A 15,654-nucleotide genomic window follows, 5' to 3' on the forward strand; every position below is an offset into this window, starting at 1 on the left:
CCCCCGCCTCGATCTTGGCCAGCACGCCGAGCGAGCGGATCAGATGCTCGTCCACCGTGAAGTGGTGGTACATGTTGAACTGCATCATCGCGACGATGCGGCCGAAATCCGGCACGAAGCGCCCGAGCACCCCGGTCTCGTTCATGTGCCGCAGCACCGTCTCGGGGGCGTTCTGCGAGGTGAGCAGCTCCAGGAACAGGCGGTTGGCCTCCGGGTCCACCCGCACCATCGGGCCGATCAGGCTCAAGGACCGGGTCGCGAGCCGGCTCGCGTCGGGGTGGATCGCGAGGTCGTGGCGGTCGGAGAGCCAGAACAGCCGGATCAGGTTGACGGGATCGCGCTCGAAGGCGTCGTCGCCGCGCACGTCGAGCCGGCCGGTATGGATGCGGAAGTCGTCCGCTTCGAGGTCGGGAGCGCGGAAATGCTGCTTGAAGCGGCGCAGCCAGCGGTCGAGCACCGGCGGGCGCTTGGCGTGGCGCGCCTCCATCTCGGCGCAGACGATGGCGGTGAGGTCGCCGACGTCCTTGGCGATCAGGAAGTACGACTTCATGAAGCGCTCGACCGCGGCGAGGCCGCCGCGGGCGCCGTAGCCCAGGCGCTCGGCGATGCGCGGCTGGAGCCCGAAGGAGAGCCGCTCCTCGGCCCGCCCGGTGGCGAAGTGCATGTGGCAGCGCACCCGCCACAGGAACTCGTCGCAGCGCTGGAACAGCCGGTACTCGTCGGGCGTGAACAGGCCGGCCTCGACCAGATCCTCGGCTTCCTTCACCCGGAAGGTGTACTTGGCGATCCAGAACAGGGTGTTGAGGTCGCGAAGCCCCCCCTTGCCGTCCTTGACGTTGGGCTCGACGAGGTAGCGCGAGGCGCCGCTCTTCTGCACGCGGGCGTCGCGCTCCTTGAGCTTGGCCTCGACGAACTCGGCGGCGGTGCCCTGCACCACCTCGCGGTCGAAGCGGGTCTCGAGCTCGTCGAACAGCGCCCGGTCGCCGAACAGGAAGCGGGATTCGAGGAGCGCGGTGCGGACCGTCATGTCGCCGCGGCCCTCGCGCAGGCAGTCGGCGACCGAGCGGGTGGCGTGGCCGACCTTCAGCTTGAGGTCCCACAGCACGTAGAGCATCGCCTCGACGACGCTCTCGCTCCAGGCTGTCTGCTTGTAGGGCAGCAGGAACAGGAGATCGATGTCGGAGCCCGGCGCCAGCAGGCCGCGGCCGTAGCCGCCGGTCGCCACCACGGCGATCTGCTCGGCCGCCGTCGGGTTGTCGGACCGGTAGAGCCGCTTGACGACGGCGTCGTAGATCGCCCGGATCACCGCATCCATCTGGGCGCAGATCAGCCCGGCGCAGGCATGGCCGTCGCGGTCGGCGAGGAGCCGCCGCTCGGCCTCGGCCCGGCCGGCCTCGATGATGCGGCGCAGTTCCGGCACCAGCCGCTCGCGCAGGCGCGTCGGCTCGCTCAGGGACTGATCGATGCCGGCGAGAAGGGCGGCGAGGGCGGCCTCGGTGTCGGACGGGTCGATGGCGATATCGGACATGGCAGCCGGATCGGGCCTTCGCGGGTGGTGCGGCGCGGCCGGGTTCCGTCGCGTCCTTCCCCTGTTTCGCATCATGGGCCCCCGGAAGCCAGGGCTCCGGCCGTCGCGCCCACCGCCGGGCGGCAGCGTTCGGCAGAAAGGCTAATTCGTTTTTACGTTCATGTCGTTTGACACACCGAACACTGCCCCCTAGCTTCCCCGCCGGCTTCCGGCCCCCGGCCGCGGCGGCCAGCAGGAGAGAGACGATGGGCATTCATCGCCGCGCACTGATCGCCGCCCTCGGCGCCGCGAGCCTCGCCGCCGCGGGCGGTCCGGCGGCCGCGCAGGGAGCCAGGGAAGTGCGCCTCGACTGGGCGACCTACAACCCGGTCAGCCTGGTGCTCAAGGAGAAGGGCCTGCTCGAGAAGGCCCTGGCCCCCGACGAGGTGACGGTGCGCTGGGTCCAGTCGCTGGGCTCCAACAAGGCGCTCGAGTTCCTCAACGCCGGCTCGATCGACATCGGCTCGACCGCCGGCGCCGCGGCCCTGCTGGCGCGGATCAACGGCAACCCGATCAAGGCGATCTACGCCTTCTCGCGGCCGGAATGGACCGCTCTGGTGACGCGGCCGAATACCGGCATCACCGCCGTCAAGGACCTGAAGGGCCGCCGCGTCGCCGTCACCCGCGGCACCGACCCGCACATCTTCCTGATCCGCTCCTTGCGCGGCGCCGGCCTGACCGAGCGCGACGTGAAGCTGGTGCTGCTCCAGCACCCGGACGGGCGCACGGCGCTCGACCGCGGCGACGTCGATGCCTGGGCCGGCCTCGACCCGATCATGGCGGCGGCCGAGATCGAGAACGGCGACGTGCTCTTCCACCGCGACGCCGCCGCCAACACCTGGGGCGTCCTCAACGTCCGCGAGGATTTCGCGAAGCAGAACCCGGAGCTGACCCGCAAGGTGCTGGCGGCCTACGAGGAGGCGCGCCAGCTCGCGCTCTCCGATCCGCAGGAGCTGAAGCGCATCCTGGCGGCGGCGACCAAGCTGCCCGAGCCGGTGGTGGCGCGCCAGCTCGATCGCACCGACCTGTCGCAACCGGCGATCGGCAAGCTCCAGGCCGAGACGATCCTCGACGCCGGCACCGCGCTCCTCGACGCCGGGGTGATCCCCGCCGGCACCGATGTCGGCGCCGCGGTCGAGGCGCTGATCGACCCGCGCTTCACGCCGGCGGCGCGCTGATCCCGCCGATGGAGGCCGGCCCGCTCCCCCTCGCGGCCGCGCCGGCCGAGAGCCTGCGCGAGGATTCGCCCAAGGGCTCGCGCAGGAGCCTGTCCCTGCCCGGCGGACGGGTCGTCACCGGCCTCGTGCTGCCGCTCGGCCTCGCCCTCCTGTGGGAGGGGGCGGTGCGGGCGGGGCTGGCGCAGGGGCGGCTGGTGCCGCCGCCGAGCCGGGTGATCGCCACCCTGTGGGGGCTGGCGGCGAGCGGCGAGCTGTGGACCCACGTGCTCGCCAGCCTGACCCGGGTCGCGGCGGGCTTCGGCTTCGGGGCGGTGGCGGGGATCGCCGTCGGGGCGCTGACCGGCACCCTGCCGCTCGCCCGGCGCCTGGTCGATCCGAGCCTGCAGGCCCTGCGGGCGATCCCCTCGATCGCCTGGGTGCCGCTGTTCATCCTGTGGTTCGGCATCTTCGAGGCCTCGAAGATCACCCTGATCGCGGTCGGCGTGTTCTTCCCGGTCTATCTCGGGGTGGCGGGCGCCATCGCGGGCGTCGACCGCAAGCTCGTTGAGGTGGGCCGCGTCTTCCGGCTCTCGCGGCTGGATCTCGCCCGGCGCATCCTGCTGCCGGCGGTGCTGCCCGCGACCCTGGTGGCGCTTCGCACGGGCTTGGGGCTCGGCTTCATGTTCGTGGCCGCCGCCGAGCTGCTCGGCGCCTCCGAGGGCCTGGGCTACCTCCTCCTCGATGGCCAGCAGCTCGGCAAGCCGGACCAGATCGTCGCCGCCATCCTGGCCTTCGCCGCCCTCGGCAAGCTCTGCGACGCGGTGCTCGTGGGGCTCACGCAGCCGCTCGCCCGCTGGCAGGACACCGCGCGGGACACCCTCTGACATGCTCCTCCTCGACCGGCTGTCGAAGACCTACGCCGACGGCACGCGGGCGCTCGCCGACATCTCGCTCGAGGTCCGGGCCGGCGAGATCCTCGCGCTGATCGGCGGCTCGGGCTGCGGCAAGACCACGCTGCTGCGCCTGATCGCCGGGCTCGACCGGGCGAGCGCCGGCCGCATCAGCCTCGACGGCGAGGCGATCGCGGCGCCGCATCCGGGCGTCGGCATCGTCTTTCAGGAGCCGCGGCTCCTGCCCTGGCTCAGCGTCGCCGACAACGTGGCCTTCGGCCTCGCCGACCTGTCCAGGGCCGAGCGCCGGGCCCGGGTCGCCCATGCCCTCGACCGGGTCGGCCTCGCCGAGCATGCCGGGCGCTGGCCCCGCGACCTGTCGGGCGGCCAGCAGCAGCGGGTGGCGATCGCCCGCGCCTTCGTCACCGCCCCGAAGGTGCTGCTCCTCGACGAGCCGTTCTCGGCCCTCGACGCGCTGACCCGGGCCGGGCTGCACCGCCACCTCCTCGCCCTGTGGGAGGAGAGCCGCCCGACGGTGGTCCTCGTCACCCACGACGTCGCCGAGGCGGTGGCGCTCGCCGACCGGGCCGTGGTGCTCCGCCCGAAGCCCGGCCGGATCGACGATGCGATCCCGCTCCCCTTGAGCCGCCCGCGCCAGCCCTCGGCGCCCGGCAGCGAGGCTGCCGCCCGCACCATCCTGGCGAGCCTCGACCGCTCGCTGCGCCCGGAGGGCGAGCCCGACCGGGCGAGGCCGGACGCCTCCGCTCTGTGGTGGTGAGTCCTTCGCCGTGAGACCTTCGCCGTGGCCCCTGGCGGGGCGAAGGCGCGGGATGCTAAGCCGTTCGCCCATAACAGGGAGGACACCCGCATGGACGCCACCGCACTGCGCTCGCTCCAGGCCCCGATCAAGGACCGCTACCGCACCGATCCGGACGCGGCCGTCATCACCCTGAAGGCGCAGGGGTCGCTGGACGACGGCGGCATCGCCTGCAAGGTCGAGACCGGCCGGGCGCTCGCCGTGGCGGGCCTGCACCCGGCGAGCGGCGGCTCCGGCGCCGAACTGTGCTCCGGCGACATGCTGCTCGAGGCCCTGGTGGCCTGCGCCGGCGTGACCCTGAAGGCGGTGGCGACTGCCCTCGAGATCCCCCTGCGCAAGGGCTTGGTCAAGGCCGAGGGCGACCTCGACTTCCGCGGCACGCTCGGCGTCGACAAGGGCGCGCCCGTGGGCTTCCGGGCGATCCGCCTCACCTTCGAGGTCGACACGGACGCGCCGCAGGAGAAGCTCGACCAGCTGCTCAAGCTCACCGAGCGGTATTGCGTGGTGTTCCAGACCATCAACCAGAAGCCGCAGCTCGACGTGGTGATGACGCGGGGATGAGGGAGCGACCCCGGCGCGCCAGGGCCCGGGGCCGTCTTGCCGGCCTCAGCCCTGCGCCTCGTCCAGGCGCTTCTTCCTCTTCCCGAAGGGCGCGTTGACCAGCGTGGCGATGATGCCGCTCACGCCGATGGCCAGGGCACCGAGGGCGACCTCCTTCTGGCCGTGGAGAGCGAGGAACGTGGCCGTGGCGAGGACGCAGAGCAGGCCGACGAACCCGGCCCCGAGCGCCAGCAGCTGGTAGCGGTCGGTTCGCCGGTTCGCGTCCTCGACCATGGCGATCTGCGACCGCTGGTCGTTCTCCGCCATGGCCATGATGCGATCCGCCAGGCCCGGGTGAATGCGATCGTACTGCGCGATCATGGAGGGCGGCGGCAGGTACCCGCTGAACTGCGCCTCGACCGCCGTCTGCTTCACCATCACGGTGGTGGCCGCCTGCAGGACGCGCCGCACCACGTCTTCCTGCTGCTCCCGGGGCACGACGCCATCGAGGGCCAGCATGCCGCGCTCGACGAACTGCTTCGGAATGTCCGCCTGGACGCCGCCCTCAGCCGGTCCGTCGGTCGGTCCGCTGCTCACCCGTCAGGCTCCCCAGGCTGCGGGCCATGTGCGTGCCGACGTTGCTCCAGGCCTGGTGGATCGTCTCTCCACGGCGCAGCACCCGCATCTCGGCCGCAGGGGCCACCAGGAAGGCCGGCGCGCTCAAGCCCATCGTGAAGACGCGCAGCAGGGAGCGCTTGGCCACTTGCATCGGCATCGCATCCTCCGTGGTCGCTTCGCCCGTCATCATGCGTGGCCTCGCATGCCGGGTCGAGATCCGTCAACGAACATCGTGGAGGATGGCTCCGGTTTACGCCTTCCCTAACGCCACCGCCGTCACTCCCCCCGTGCCAGGAACTGCCGGAACCGGTCCGACCGCGGCGCGGAGAACACCTGCTCCGGCGGCCCGTCCTCCTCGATCCGGCCCTCGTGCAGGAAGACCACCCGGTGGGCGACGTCGCGGGCGAAGGCCATCTCGTGGGTGACGACCAGCATGGTGCGGCCCTCCTCGGCGAGCGCCCGCATCACCCGCAGCACCTCGGCGACGCGCTCGGGGTCGAGGGCGGAGGTCGGCTCGTCGAACAGGAGCACCCGCGGGCGCATGGCGAGCGCCCGGGCGATGGCGACGCGCTGCTGCTGGCCGCCGGAGAGCTGGGGCGGATGGGCCGTCTCCTTGCCGGCGAGCCCGACCCGGGCGAGCAGCGCCCGGCCGCGCTCCGTCGCCTCCTTCCGGTCCTCGCCCTTCACGTAGATCGGCCCTTCGATGACGTTCTCGAGCGCCGTGCGGTGGGGAAACAGGTTGAAGCGCTGGAAGACCATCGAGACCTGGACCCGGACAGCGCGGATCGAGCGGTCGCTCCGGTCGACCCGGCGGCCGTTCACCCGGATCGTGCCGCTGTCGTAGGATTCGAGCCCGTTGATGCAGCGGAGCACCGTGGACTTGCCCGAGCCCGAAGGCCCGATGACGCAGACCACCTCGCCCTTCTCGACCCGCGCGGTGATGCCCTTGAGGACGGGGAGCGCCCCGAAGGACTTGCGGACGTCGTCGAGCTCGATCATCGCCGGCCGGCCCGCTTCTCGAAGTGGCGCACGATCAGGATCAAGGGCAGGCTCAGGGTGAGGTACATCAGGGCCACCAGGGTGAAGACGCTGGTGTTCTTGAAGGTCGCCGAGGCGATGAGCTTGCCCTGCAGCGCCAGCTCCGCCACCGTGATGGTGGAGGCCTGGGACGAGTCCTTCAGCATCATGATCATCACGTTGCCGAAGGGCGGAAGCGCCGTCCGGAAGGCCTGCGGCAGCAGCACCCGCCGCATCGTCAGCCCCCAGCCCATGCCGATGGTCCGAGCCGCCTCGACCTGGCCCTTGTCGATCGCCTCGATGGCGGCGCGGAAGTTCTCGGCCTGGTAGGCCGAGTAGGCGAGGCCGAGACCGAGCACGCCCGCCTGCACGGCCGAGAGCGAGAGCCCGAAATCCGGCAGCACGAAGTAGATGTAGAACAGCTGCACGATGATCGGGATGCCCCGGATCACGTTGATGAAGGTCGCGGCGAAGAAGGAGAGGGCGCGCACGCCCGACACCCGCATCATCGCCCAGACCAGGCCGAGCGCGGTCGAGACCACGAGCGAGCCGACCGTGATCAGGATCGTCAGCCACACGCCCTGGAGCAGGATGGGTACGAATTCCCGCGCGTCGGCGAGGAAGCTGTCCATGAGGCTATCCGTGAGAGGCTGGCCTTGAGCCCGATCAGGACGGGTTCGCGGCCGGCTGCAGGCCCCACTTCTCGAGGATCTTGGCGAGCTCGCCGCTCTCCTTGATCTTGGCGAGGCCGGCATCGATCTTCGCCAGCAGGGCCGCGTCGTCCTTGCGCACGCCGATGCCGACCGAGCCGATCACGACGGGCTTGTAGGACTCGACCAGCCGCAGGTTCGGGAAGTTGCCGAGCTTGATGTTGTAGGCGAGGATCGGCGAATCCGCGAAGGCGGCCTTCACGCGGCCGGAATTGACGTCGCGCATCAGGTCGGAGCTGGTGTCGTAGACCTTCACGTCGGGGAACTGTCCCGACTTCTTCAGCGGCTCGACGAAGGCGGTGCCGACCTGCGCGCCCACCGTCTCGCCCTTCAGGTCGGCGAAGGCGGCGTAGGCCTTGGTGTCGGACTTCTGCACGATCAGCCCTTCGCCGTAGGTGTAGACCGGCTCGGAGAAGCTGATCACCTCCTTGCGGGGCGGCGTGATGAACATCGCGGCCGAGATCACGTCGATCTTCCGCGCCGTCAGCGCCGCGATCAGGGTCGAGAACTGCAGCGGCTCGACCTGCACCGTGAAGCCGGCCTGCTTGCCGATGGCGGTGATCACGTCCACCATCACGCCCTGGATGGTGTTGGTCTTGGTGTCGAGGAAGGTGAAGGGGACCCCGGTCGGCGTCGAGCCGACCCGGACCGTCTCCTGGGCGAGGGCGGGGCGCGCAAGGGCCGACCCCGCGAGCAGCACCAGGGCCGCGCCCGCGGCCTGAACCAGACACCTCATTGTCCCACTCCCCTGCCGGCGATGCACGATGGGCTGCCCCGCCGTAAATTTCATTGACATGAACATCAGGCCATATTTCGCTGCATCACGCAATCCAATTTCATGCACATGAAACAGGCGACCGACGGACGACGAAATGGGCAGGTGGCGGCCGACCTGGCGGTCGGGCAGCGCCTGCGCGCCCTGCGGTACGAGCGCGGCCTCTCCCTGAAGGCGGTGGCGGGGGGGGCCGGCCTGTCGATCGGCTATCTCAGCCAGGTCGAGCGCGGCCTGTCGTCACCGTCCTTAAGGGTGCTGACCCAGGTCGCCGACCTGCTCGGGGTCGGGCTCGCGGCCCTGTTCGGGGGACAGGAGGGGCCGGAGGCGGACGGGATCGTCACCCGGGCCGGCGAGCGGGCCGCGCTCACCCTGTGGCGGGCCGGCATCTCCAAGCAATTGCTCACCCAGGGGGACGGCGCCCTGAGCCTGTTCCTGATGCAGCTCGCGCCCGGGGCCAGCACCGGGGACGAGGCCCTGGTCCACGACGGCGAGGAGGCCGGGCTGGTGATGGAGGGTGCCCTCGTCCTGCGGGTCGAGGACGCGACGGCGGAGCTCGGCCCCGGGGACAGCTTCCGCTTCGCCAGCCGGCGCCCGCACCGCTACCGCAACCCGTCGCCCGACCGGCCCGCCCTGGTCCTGTGGGTCAATGCCGTGTCGCGGGCGTGAGGCGTTCACAGGAAGATCGTCTCAGCCGCGCAGCCGCGGCACCGGTGTTTACGGTGCGTGAAGCCAGCTCTGGGAGGGTATCGGCCGGCGGGGCCGGAGGGGCATCATGAACGGGCGAAGCGGGTGCGGGCAGTGCAGGAGCGGCGAGCCGCTGCCCTTCGCCTTCACGATGGCGTTCCACCCGATCGTGGACTTCGAGACGGGCGGCGTCTGGGGCTACGAGGCGCTGGTGCGGGGCACTGAGGGGCAGGGGGCAGGCTTCATCCTGGACCAGGTCAACGACGCCAACCGCTACCGCTTCGACCAGGCCTGCCGCACCAAGGCGATCGAGCTCGCCGGCGGGCTGTTCCCGGCCGGCGATGTCCGTCTCTCGATCAACTTCCTGCCGAACGCGGTCTACGAGCCGGCCGCCTGCATCCGGGCGACCCTGGAGGCGGCGCGGCGGATCGGCTTCTCGCACCAGCGGATCATGTTCGAGTTCACCGAGAACGAGCGCATGATCGACGTGGCCCACGTCCAGCGCATCGTCGCCGACTACCGCCAGCGCGGCTTCCTCACCGCCCTCGACGATTTCGGTGCCGGCTACGCGGGCCTCGGCCTGCTGGCGCGCTTCCAGCCCGACCTGATCAAGCTCGACATGGAGCTGATCCGCGGCATCGCCGGATCGCCGGCCCGGCAGGCGATCGTCGCCGGGGTGATCGGCATCGCCCGGGCGCTGGGCGTCGCGGTGATCGCGGAGGGGATCGAGACGCCCGAGGAGCTGGCCGCCCTGCGGGAGGCCGGCATCACCCTGTTCCAGGGATACCTCTTCGCGCGGCCGATGGTGGCGGCCCTGCCGGAACTCTCCCTGCCGGAGGCGCGCCGGGCGGCGTGAGCGCCGGCCGTCGCGATCGGACGGGGTTCCGCTCGTCGATCGGGTGCCCGGCTTCCCGGCCGCACCGCGGCCAGGGTAGGTGTCGGGGCCCGGCGGCCCATCGGCGGCCCATGCCGATGCCGCCGGCGCGCCGCCGCCCGCATGGAACGGACGGATCGGCAGCCCGTTCCGGCCCCGTCCCCGGCCGCCGACAGGAGGATGCGAGCGCCCCATGACCATTGACCCCGCGCGCGACGAGACCGACAGCCTGTTCCAGCCCGGCCGCACCTGCTGGTGCGTGGCCCGGGCGGAGCGGGTCGCGGTGATGATCGATTCCGCCGAGTATTTCGCCCGGCTGGAGGACGCCCTGCGCCATGCGCAGGCCTCGATCCTGATCGTCGGCTGGGACTTCGACGGGCGCATCCGCCTGCGCCACGATGCGCCCCCGGAGGAGTCGCCGGCCCTCGGGCCCCTGCTGCGCGATCTCGCCGCCCGGCGGCCGGAGCTGGAGGTGCGGGTGCTGGTCTGGAGCGTCGCCACCGTCCACGGGCCCGGCGCCACCCTGCCGCTGCTGTTCGGGGCCGAGTGGGAGGCGCATCCGCGCGTCGAGGTGCGCCTCGACGCCCACCATCCGCTCTACGCCGCCCACCACCAGAAGCTCGTCTGCATCGACGACCGGATCGCCTTCGCGGGCGGCATCGACCTGACGGTCGGGCGCTGGGACACCACCGCCCACGCGGCGGGCGATCCCCTGCGCACCGATCCCGACGGCGAGCTCTACCCGCCGGTGCACGACCTGCAGATGGCGGTGGACGGCGAGGCGGCCGCCCGCCTCGGCGACCTCGCCCGCGAGCGCTGGCGCGCCGCCACCGGCGAGGTGCTGGCCCCGGTCCGCGGCGCCGGCCCGATCTGGCCGCAGGATCTCGTGCCGCTCCTCACCGACGCGCCCGTCGCCATCGCCCGCACCATGCCGCTCCAGGGGAGCGAGCCCTCGGTCGAGGAGGCGGCGGCCCTGACCGCCGCGGCCCTGGCCGCCGCGAGGTCGACCATCTACCTCGAGGCGCAGTACCTCACGGCCAACTTCGTCGCCGACGCGCTCGCCGCCCACCTCGCCGCGCCGGAGGGGCCGGAGATCGTCGTGGTGCTGACGCGCCGCTCGCACAACTTCACCGAGCGCGTAGCCATGGGCACGCCCCGCGACCGGGTCCTGCGCCGCTTACGCGCTGCCGACCGCTTCGGGCGCCTGCTCGCGGCCTATCCGGTGGTGCCCGGGCCGGAGGGCGCGGGATCCGGTGACTGCGAGATCGAGGTCCACGCCAAGCTGGTCATCGTCGACGACACGTTCCTGCGCATCGGCTCGTCCAACCTCAACAACCGGTCGGTCGCCCTCGACACCGAGTGCGACCTCGCGGTGGAGGCCCGCAACCCGGAGGAGCGGCGGGCGATCCGCGCCCTGCGCGACCGCCTGGTGGCCGAGCATCTCGGCGTCGCCCCGGCCGTGATGGCGGAGGCGATCGCCCGGGACGGCCTGCTGGCGGCGATCCGCCGTCACCAAGGCGGGCCGCGCTCGCTGCGCGTCTGCGAGGTGCCGGAGGAGGAGGGCCTGCTCGACCCTCTGGTCAGCTCCGAGCTGCTCGACCCGGAGCGGCCGTTCGGGACCTCGGCGTAGCGGGGCGCCTCGGCTTCGCCGGCCCGCCCGCGTCGCGCCACCGGAAAGCCGCCTCGGTGACCGCGAAGGCGACGAGGCCGAGCGCCAGCGGTGCCAGGAAGTACAGGCACCGGAACGCGATCAGCGGGCCGATGACGTCGGTCTTCGGCAGCAGGTGGACGACCACGCTCTCGATCACCCCGACGCCGCCGGGCACGTTGGTGACGAGCACCGCCGCGTTGGCGATGACGAAGACCGAGGCGACGGCGGGGTAGCCGACCTCGGAGACCGCCGACAGCACCTGGTGCAGGCAGGCCGAGACGAGGGCGAAGTTGACGGCACCCAGGCCCACCTGCGCCGCCGCGAGCGGCAGGGGCGGCATCTCGATCGACCAGCGCCGGAAGGTCAGGGGTTTGCGCCACCAGGCGGCGAGCCCGAGATAGAGCGCGACGCCGCCCGCGCAGGCGAGGCCCGCCGCCAGCACCGCGCCGCGGCCGAGGCCCGTCACCTCCCCGACGAGGCCGGCCTCGACCAGGACCGCGACGGCGCCGAGGGCCATCAGGCCGATCCCGACCGTGACGCCGCAGAACAGCACCGCCTTGGCGACGTCCGCCGTGCCGAGGCCCCAGCGGGTGTAGAAGCGGTAGCGGATCGCCCCGCTGCTCAGGCCGGCGAGGCCGATGCTGTGGCCGAGCGACAGGCTGATGAAGGCCGCGAGCGCGACGCGTGGATAGGGCAGCGGCTTGCCCGCGGCGCGGAGCGCCAGCCAGTCGATGCCGGTGAGGCAGAGGTAGCTCGCGGCGGCGAAGCCCCCGGCGGCGGCGAGCCGCCCGGCCGGCAGCGCCCGCACCGAATCGACGAGCTGCCCCAGGCTGTAGCCGGCGAGCGTCCGGTAGAGCAGGTAGCCTCCCAGCACGACGCTGAGCAGCGTGAAGATGATGGTCCAGCGCCGGCGGCGCGTGGAGGTCTCCTCGGCTTGCGTCACGCGGGTTCCTCCCGGGGTGAAAGGGTGCGGGTCGCGGCGCCCGAGCGGGCAGCGGCCGGCGCGAGATCGAGGTCGACGACGAGCGGCAGGTGGTCGGAGGCGACCCGCGCCAGCTTCCCGCCCAGGGTCCGCACGCTCCGCACGGCGATGCCGCGGCTGACGAAGACGTGGTCGATGCGCAGGAGCGGCAGGCGGGCCGGGAAGGTCGGCCGCGCCCAGGCCCGGCGCACGCCCTCCGCGTCGGGCAGCCGCGCGGCGAGGCGGCGGTGGACGCCCGAGCCCGGCAGGGCGTTGAAGTCGCCGAGCAGCACCACCGGGTCGCGGCAGGCCGGAGCGCCGAGGAAGTCCGGCCCGAGCAGCGCCGCGGCCTGCGCGCGCCGCTCGTGCCGGTCGAGCCCGAAATGGGTGGTGACGACCTGGACCTCGATATCCCCGGCCGTGACCGTGGCCCAGAGCGCACCGCGGGGCTCCAGCCCCTCCCGGCCCGGCAGGGCGGCGGCCCGCACCAGCCGGGAGGGGAGGGGGGTCAGGATCGCGTCGCCGTAGAGTTCCTCCATCACCTGCATCGCCGGGTGAAAGTGCGAGCGCATGCCCAGATGGGCCGCGATCGCCTCCGCCTGGTCGACCCCGCCGCTGCGGGCGCGCCCGACATCGAGCTCCTGCAGCGCCACCACGTCCGGCCGGCAGGCGGCGATCACCGCGGCGATGCGCTCCGGGGCGAGCCGGCCGTCGGCGCCGAGGCAGCGGCGCACGTTGTAGGTGAGGACGCGGAGCAACCGGGGAGGCCTTCTGCAAGCGGCGGGACTCCCTCAACGGCCGAGCCTGCGCGGCGGTTTCTGGCGCAGCCGCGGCGTTTCGGGCCCCTTCCGCGCCGTCGGCCGCGATCGCGACATGTTAGGTCCTGAACGGTTTCAGTCGACGCGCGTTCTCTCCCGGCGCCGGAGGGACCAGGATGCGGGAGAGGTGGGAAGCCGAGGCGGATGCGCGCCGGTCGGGCGGGGCCTTTCTGGGCAGAGCCTTGCCGGGCGGGGCCTCGCTGAGCGGAGCCTGGCGATGAGGCTCGCGGTCTTCGGCCTGACGATCAGCTCGTCCTGGGGCAACGGGCACGCGACCCTGTGGCGGGGCCTGTGCCGGGCGCTCGCCCGCCGCGGGCACAGCGTGGTGTTCTACGAGCGCGACCAGCCCTACTACGCTCCGCACCGCGACCTGACCGAGATCCCGAACGGCCGCCTGGTGCTCTACTCCGATTGGGAGGAGATCCGCGGGCAGGCCGCCCGCGACGTGGCGCATGCCGACGTCGCGATGGTGACCTCCTACTGCCCGGATGCCCTGGCGGCGACGGAGCTCGTCCTGTCGGGACGGGCCCTGCGGGTGTTCTACGACCTCGACACACCCGTCACCCTCGACCGCCTGCGCCGGGGCGAGACGGTGGACTACGTTGGCCCGGAGGGGTTTCGCGGCTTCGACCTCGTCTTGAGCTACACCGGCGGGCCGGCGCTCGACGCCCTGCGGGACGATCTCGGGGCGCGGCGCGTGGCGCCGCTCTACGGCCACGTCGACCCGGAGGTCCACCGCCCGGCCGCGCCGCAACCGCATTACGCCGCCGACCTGTCCTACCTCGGCACCTACGCGGCCGACCGGCAGGCCAAGGTACTGTCCTGCCTCGTCGAGCCGGCGCGCCGGCGGCCGGACCGGCGCTTCCTGATCGGCGGGGCGCAGTACCCGCAGGACTTTCCCTGGACCGACAACATCTACTTCGTGCGCCACCTGGGACCGCAGGAGCACCCGGCCTTCTACGCCTCCTCGCGCCTGACCCTGAACGTCACCCGGGCGGCGATGGCCGCCATGGGCTGGTGCCCCTCGGGCCGCCTGTTCGAGGCGACGGCCTGCGGCGCCGCGGTGCTGAGCGATGCCTTCGACGGGCTCGAGGCCTTCTACCGGCCAGGCGAGGAGATCCTGCTCGCCGAGACGCCCGAGGCGGTGCTCGCCGCCCTCGACCGGGACGATGCCGACTTGCGCCGCATCGCCGAGGCCGGGCGGGCGCGCACGCTCGGCCACCACACCTCGGAGAGCCGCGTGGCGGAGCTGGAGGCCATCCTCGAATCCGCCCGACACCCCGTATCGATGGAGGCGTGAGACCGCATGTGGGGAATCGTTCCGGCCGCCGGCCGCGGCAGCCGCATCCAGCCGCTCGCCTTCTCCAAGGAATTGCTGCCGGTGGGCAGCCGCCTGCGCGACGGGGCCGAGCGCCCCTGCGCGGTGAGCGAGTACGTCGTCGAGCGGATGATCCGGGGCGGGGCGCGGAAGATCTGCTTCGTGATCGCCCCGGGCAAGTCCGACATCGTGGAGTATTACGGCTCCGGCTACGGCCCGGCACCGATCGCCTACGTCGTGCAGCCGCGCCCGGAGGGCCTGTGCGACGCGCTCTTCCGCGCCCTGCCGCTGATCGCCCCCGACGAGCCGGTGCTGGTGGGCCTGCCCGACACGGTGTGGTTCCCGGATGACGGCCTGGCGCGGCTGCCGGAGGACGGCCTGTCCTTCCTGCTCTTCCCGGTCGAGCGGCCCGAGCTGTTCGACGCCGTGGTGCTCGACGGCGACGCCGTGCGGGAGATCCAGGTCAAGCAGAAGGACGCCGCCTCGTCCTGGGTCTGGGGCGCCTTCAAGCTGAACGGCCGCATCCTCGCCGAGCTGCACGCCCTCTGGCAGGCGCGCCGGTGCCGCGACGAGTATATCGGCACCCTCGTCAACGCCTGGCTGGCGGCGGGAGGGCGGGCGGTCGGGGTGCGCGCCGGCAGCGCCTACGTCGATACCGGCACCCTCCACGGCTACCGCGCCGCGATGGCGCTCCTCGGGGCGGAGGATGCGGGAGAGGCGGCGGACGGGCGGTGCCGTGAGGCGGTGTCCGGCGGGTCTCCGGCCATGACGTGACGCGCCGGGATCCCGTCGCCCGCGCGGGGGAGGTGCGCTCCGTTTCGAGCTGTGGTGCGGATGCAGATGGGTGAGCTGTGAAACCCCTCACCATCCTCAGCGTCGCCTACCCGTTCGCGCCGGTGAGCGCCGATTCGGTCGGCGGGGCCGAGCAGGTGCTGGCCCGGCTCGATGCTGCCCTGCTGGCGGCGGGCCACCGCTCGGTCGTGGTGGCGCGGGCGGATTCGCGGGTCGCCGGCGCCCTGGTGCCGGTGCCGGCGGAGGCAGGCCCGATCGACGACGCGGTCCGGGCGCGCGCCCATGCCCGCCACCGCGCCGCCATCGCGGAGGCGCTGCGGACGCACCCGGTCGACCTGATCCACCTGCACGGGATCGATTTTCCCGACTACCTGCCCCCGCCCGGCCCGCCGGTGCTGGCGACCCTGCACCTGCCTCCGTCCTGGTACCCGCCGGGCGCCCTGAGCCCGGCGGGTACCAGGACGG

At 72.6% G+C, this 15,654-nt stretch carries 18 protein-coding genes; 10 read left to right on the forward strand and 8 right to left on the reverse strand.

Annotation, left to right across the window (positions count from 1 at the left end; translation table 11 throughout):
- Nucleotides 1–1,528: [protein-PII] uridylyltransferase (gene glnD, locus VQ02_RS20150; RefSeq protein WP_048446002.1), on the reverse strand; the 1,528-nt coding region annotated here is incomplete at its 3' end.
- A gap of 245 nt (nt 1,529–1,773) precedes the next feature.
- On the opposite strand from glnD, the gene VQ02_RS20155 reads away from it, so the two are divergent.
- From VQ02_RS20155 to VQ02_RS20170, 4 genes are all read left to right on the forward strand, one after another.
- The gene (locus tag VQ02_RS20155) at nt 1,774–2,745 is read left to right on the forward strand and encodes an aliphatic sulfonate ABC transporter substrate-binding protein (protein WP_048446003.1); all 972 of its coding nucleotides are present in this window, start codon (nt 1,774–1,776) and stop codon (nt 2,743–2,745) included.
- An 8-nt stretch (nt 2,746–2,753) separates the two neighbouring features.
- The gene (locus VQ02_RS20160; protein ID WP_048446004.1) at nt 2,754–3,608 is read left to right on the forward strand and encodes an ABC transporter permease; all 855 of its coding nucleotides are present in this window, start codon (nt 2,754–2,756) and stop codon (nt 3,606–3,608) included.
- A 1-nt stretch (nt 3,609) separates the two neighbouring features.
- On the forward strand, nt 3,610–4,392 hold the full coding sequence (locus tag VQ02_RS20165) for an ABC transporter ATP-binding protein (RefSeq protein ID WP_048446005.1): 783 nt from the start codon (nt 3,610–3,612) through the stop codon (nt 4,390–4,392).
- A gap of 90 nt (nt 4,393–4,482) precedes the next feature.
- Nucleotides 4,483–4,992: an OsmC family protein gene (locus VQ02_RS20170; protein ID WP_048446006.1), complete on the forward strand. Its 510-nt coding sequence runs from the start codon at nt 4,483–4,485 to the stop codon at nt 4,990–4,992.
- A 45-nt stretch (nt 4,993–5,037) separates the two neighbouring features.
- Here the strand turns inward: VQ02_RS20170 and VQ02_RS20175 are convergent, their stop codons facing one another.
- The 5 genes from VQ02_RS20175 to VQ02_RS20195 form a co-directional block, all read right to left on the reverse strand.
- Nucleotides 5,038–5,568, reverse strand: a complete 531-nt coding sequence (locus tag VQ02_RS20175; RefSeq protein WP_048446007.1) for a DUF2335 domain-containing protein — start codon at nt 5,566–5,568, stop codon at nt 5,038–5,040.
- Nucleotides 5,537–5,746 (reverse strand): hypothetical protein, encoded by a 210-nt coding sequence (locus tag VQ02_RS20180; protein WP_157080727.1) that lies wholly within the window; start codon nt 5,744–5,746, stop codon nt 5,537–5,539. The genes VQ02_RS20175 and VQ02_RS20180 overlap by 32 nt, the downstream gene beginning before the upstream one ends.
- A gap of 119 nt (nt 5,747–5,865) precedes the next feature.
- Nucleotides 5,866–6,588: an amino acid ABC transporter ATP-binding protein gene (locus VQ02_RS20185; RefSeq protein WP_048446009.1), complete on the reverse strand. Its 723-nt coding sequence runs from the start codon at nt 6,586–6,588 to the stop codon at nt 5,866–5,868.
- Nucleotides 6,585–7,238, reverse strand: coding sequence for an amino acid ABC transporter permease (locus VQ02_RS20190; RefSeq protein ID WP_048446010.1), 654 nt, complete (start codon nt 7,236–7,238; stop codon nt 6,585–6,587). Before VQ02_RS20190 ends, VQ02_RS20185 begins: the two co-directional genes overlap by 4 nt.
- 34 nt (nt 7,239–7,272) lie before the next feature.
- Complete coding sequence (locus tag VQ02_RS20195) at nt 7,273–8,052, reverse strand: ABC transporter substrate-binding protein (RefSeq protein ID WP_048446011.1); 780 nt, start codon at nt 8,050–8,052, stop codon at nt 7,273–7,275.
- A gap of 108 nt (nt 8,053–8,160) precedes the next feature.
- Between VQ02_RS20195 and VQ02_RS20200 the strand changes: the two genes are divergently transcribed.
- The 3 genes from VQ02_RS20200 (at nt 8,161) to VQ02_RS20210 (ending at nt 11,279) form a co-directional block, all read left to right on the forward strand.
- Entirely contained in the window at nt 8,161–8,757 is a 597-nt protein-coding gene (locus VQ02_RS20200; RefSeq protein ID WP_048446019.1) for a cupin domain-containing protein, read from the forward strand.
- A 106-nt stretch (nt 8,758–8,863) separates the two neighbouring features.
- Complete coding sequence (locus tag VQ02_RS20205; RefSeq protein ID WP_048446012.1) at nt 8,864–9,631, forward strand: EAL domain-containing protein; 768 nt, start codon at nt 8,864–8,866, stop codon at nt 9,629–9,631.
- Between the two features lie 211 nt (nt 9,632–9,842).
- Complete coding sequence (locus VQ02_RS20210; protein WP_048446013.1) at nt 9,843–11,279, forward strand: phospholipase D-like domain-containing protein; 1,437 nt, start codon at nt 9,843–9,845, stop codon at nt 11,277–11,279.
- Here the strand turns inward: VQ02_RS20210 and VQ02_RS20215 are convergent.
- Both VQ02_RS20215 and VQ02_RS20220 read right to left on the reverse strand, forming a co-directional pair.
- A complete protein-coding gene (locus VQ02_RS20215) occupies nt 11,230–12,243 on the reverse strand; it encodes a lysylphosphatidylglycerol synthase transmembrane domain-containing protein (RefSeq protein WP_048446014.1) in 1,014 nt (337 codons plus the stop codon). The two genes, VQ02_RS20210 and VQ02_RS20215, sit on opposite strands and share 50 nt — an antisense overlap.
- The gene (locus tag VQ02_RS20220; protein WP_048446015.1) at nt 12,240–13,019 is read right to left on the reverse strand and encodes an endonuclease/exonuclease/phosphatase family protein; all 780 of its coding nucleotides are present in this window, start codon (nt 13,017–13,019) and stop codon (nt 12,240–12,242) included. The genes VQ02_RS20215 and VQ02_RS20220 overlap by 4 nt, the downstream gene beginning before the upstream one ends.
- A 277-nt stretch (nt 13,020–13,296) precedes the next feature.
- Between VQ02_RS20220 and VQ02_RS20225 the strand changes: the two genes are divergently transcribed.
- The 3 genes from VQ02_RS20225 to VQ02_RS20235 all read left to right on the forward strand — a co-directional run.
- Nucleotides 13,297–14,379, forward strand: coding sequence for a CgeB family protein (locus tag VQ02_RS20225; RefSeq protein WP_048446016.1), 1,083 nt, complete (start codon nt 13,297–13,299; stop codon nt 14,377–14,379).
- A gap of 6 nt (nt 14,380–14,385) precedes the next feature.
- On the forward strand, nt 14,386–15,171 hold the full coding sequence (locus VQ02_RS20230; RefSeq protein WP_048446017.1) for a nucleotidyltransferase family protein: 786 nt from the start codon (nt 14,386–14,388) through the stop codon (nt 15,169–15,171).
- A gap of 77 nt (nt 15,172–15,248) precedes the next feature.
- On the forward strand, nt 15,249–15,654 hold a 406-nt coding region (locus tag VQ02_RS20235), incomplete at its 3' end, for a glycosyltransferase (protein ID WP_048446018.1).

This window comes from Methylobacterium variabile (assembly GCF_001043975.1).
In the GTDB taxonomy this organism is placed as follows: Bacteria; Pseudomonadota; Alphaproteobacteria; order Rhizobiales; family Beijerinckiaceae; genus Methylobacterium; species Methylobacterium variabile.

Bases quoted from the DNA above. Each gene is read 5' to 3' on its own strand.
- VQ02_RS20155 (WP_048446003.1), top strand. From the start codon at position 1,774: ATGGGCATTCATCGCCGCGCACTGATCGCCGCCCTCGGCGCCGCGAGC.
- VQ02_RS20160 (WP_048446004.1), top strand. From the start codon at position 2,754: ATGGAGGCCGGCCCGCTCCCCCTCGCGGCCGCGCCGGCCGAGAGCCTG.
- VQ02_RS20165 (WP_048446005.1), top strand. From the start codon at position 3,610: ATGCTCCTCCTCGACCGGCTGTCGAAGACCTACGCCGACGGCACGCGG.
- VQ02_RS20170 (WP_048446006.1), top strand. From the start codon at position 4,483: ATGGACGCCACCGCACTGCGCTCGCTCCAGGCCCCGATCAAGGACCGC.
- VQ02_RS20180 (WP_157080727.1), bottom strand. From the start codon at position 5,746: ATGCCGATGCAAGTGGCCAAGCGCTCCCTGCTGCGCGTCTTCACGATG.
- VQ02_RS20185 (WP_048446009.1), bottom strand. From the start codon at position 6,588: ATGATCGAGCTCGACGACGTCCGCAAGTCCTTCGGGGCGCTCCCCGTC.
- VQ02_RS20190 (WP_048446010.1), bottom strand. From the start codon at position 7,238: ATGGACAGCTTCCTCGCCGACGCGCGGGAATTCGTACCCATCCTGCTC.
- VQ02_RS20195 (WP_048446011.1), bottom strand. From the start codon at position 8,052: ATGAGGTGTCTGGTTCAGGCCGCGGGCGCGGCCCTGGTGCTGCTCGCG.
- VQ02_RS20200 (WP_048446019.1), top strand. From the start codon at position 8,161: ATGAAACAGGCGACCGACGGACGACGAAATGGGCAGGTGGCGGCCGAC.
- VQ02_RS20205 (WP_048446012.1), top strand. From the start codon at position 8,864: ATGAACGGGCGAAGCGGGTGCGGGCAGTGCAGGAGCGGCGAGCCGCTG.
- VQ02_RS20210 (WP_048446013.1), top strand. From the start codon at position 9,843: ATGACCATTGACCCCGCGCGCGACGAGACCGACAGCCTGTTCCAGCCC.
- VQ02_RS20225 (WP_048446016.1), top strand. From the start codon at position 13,297: ATGAGGCTCGCGGTCTTCGGCCTGACGATCAGCTCGTCCTGGGGCAAC.
- VQ02_RS20230 (WP_048446017.1), top strand. From the start codon at position 14,386: ATGTGGGGAATCGTTCCGGCCGCCGGCCGCGGCAGCCGCATCCAGCCG.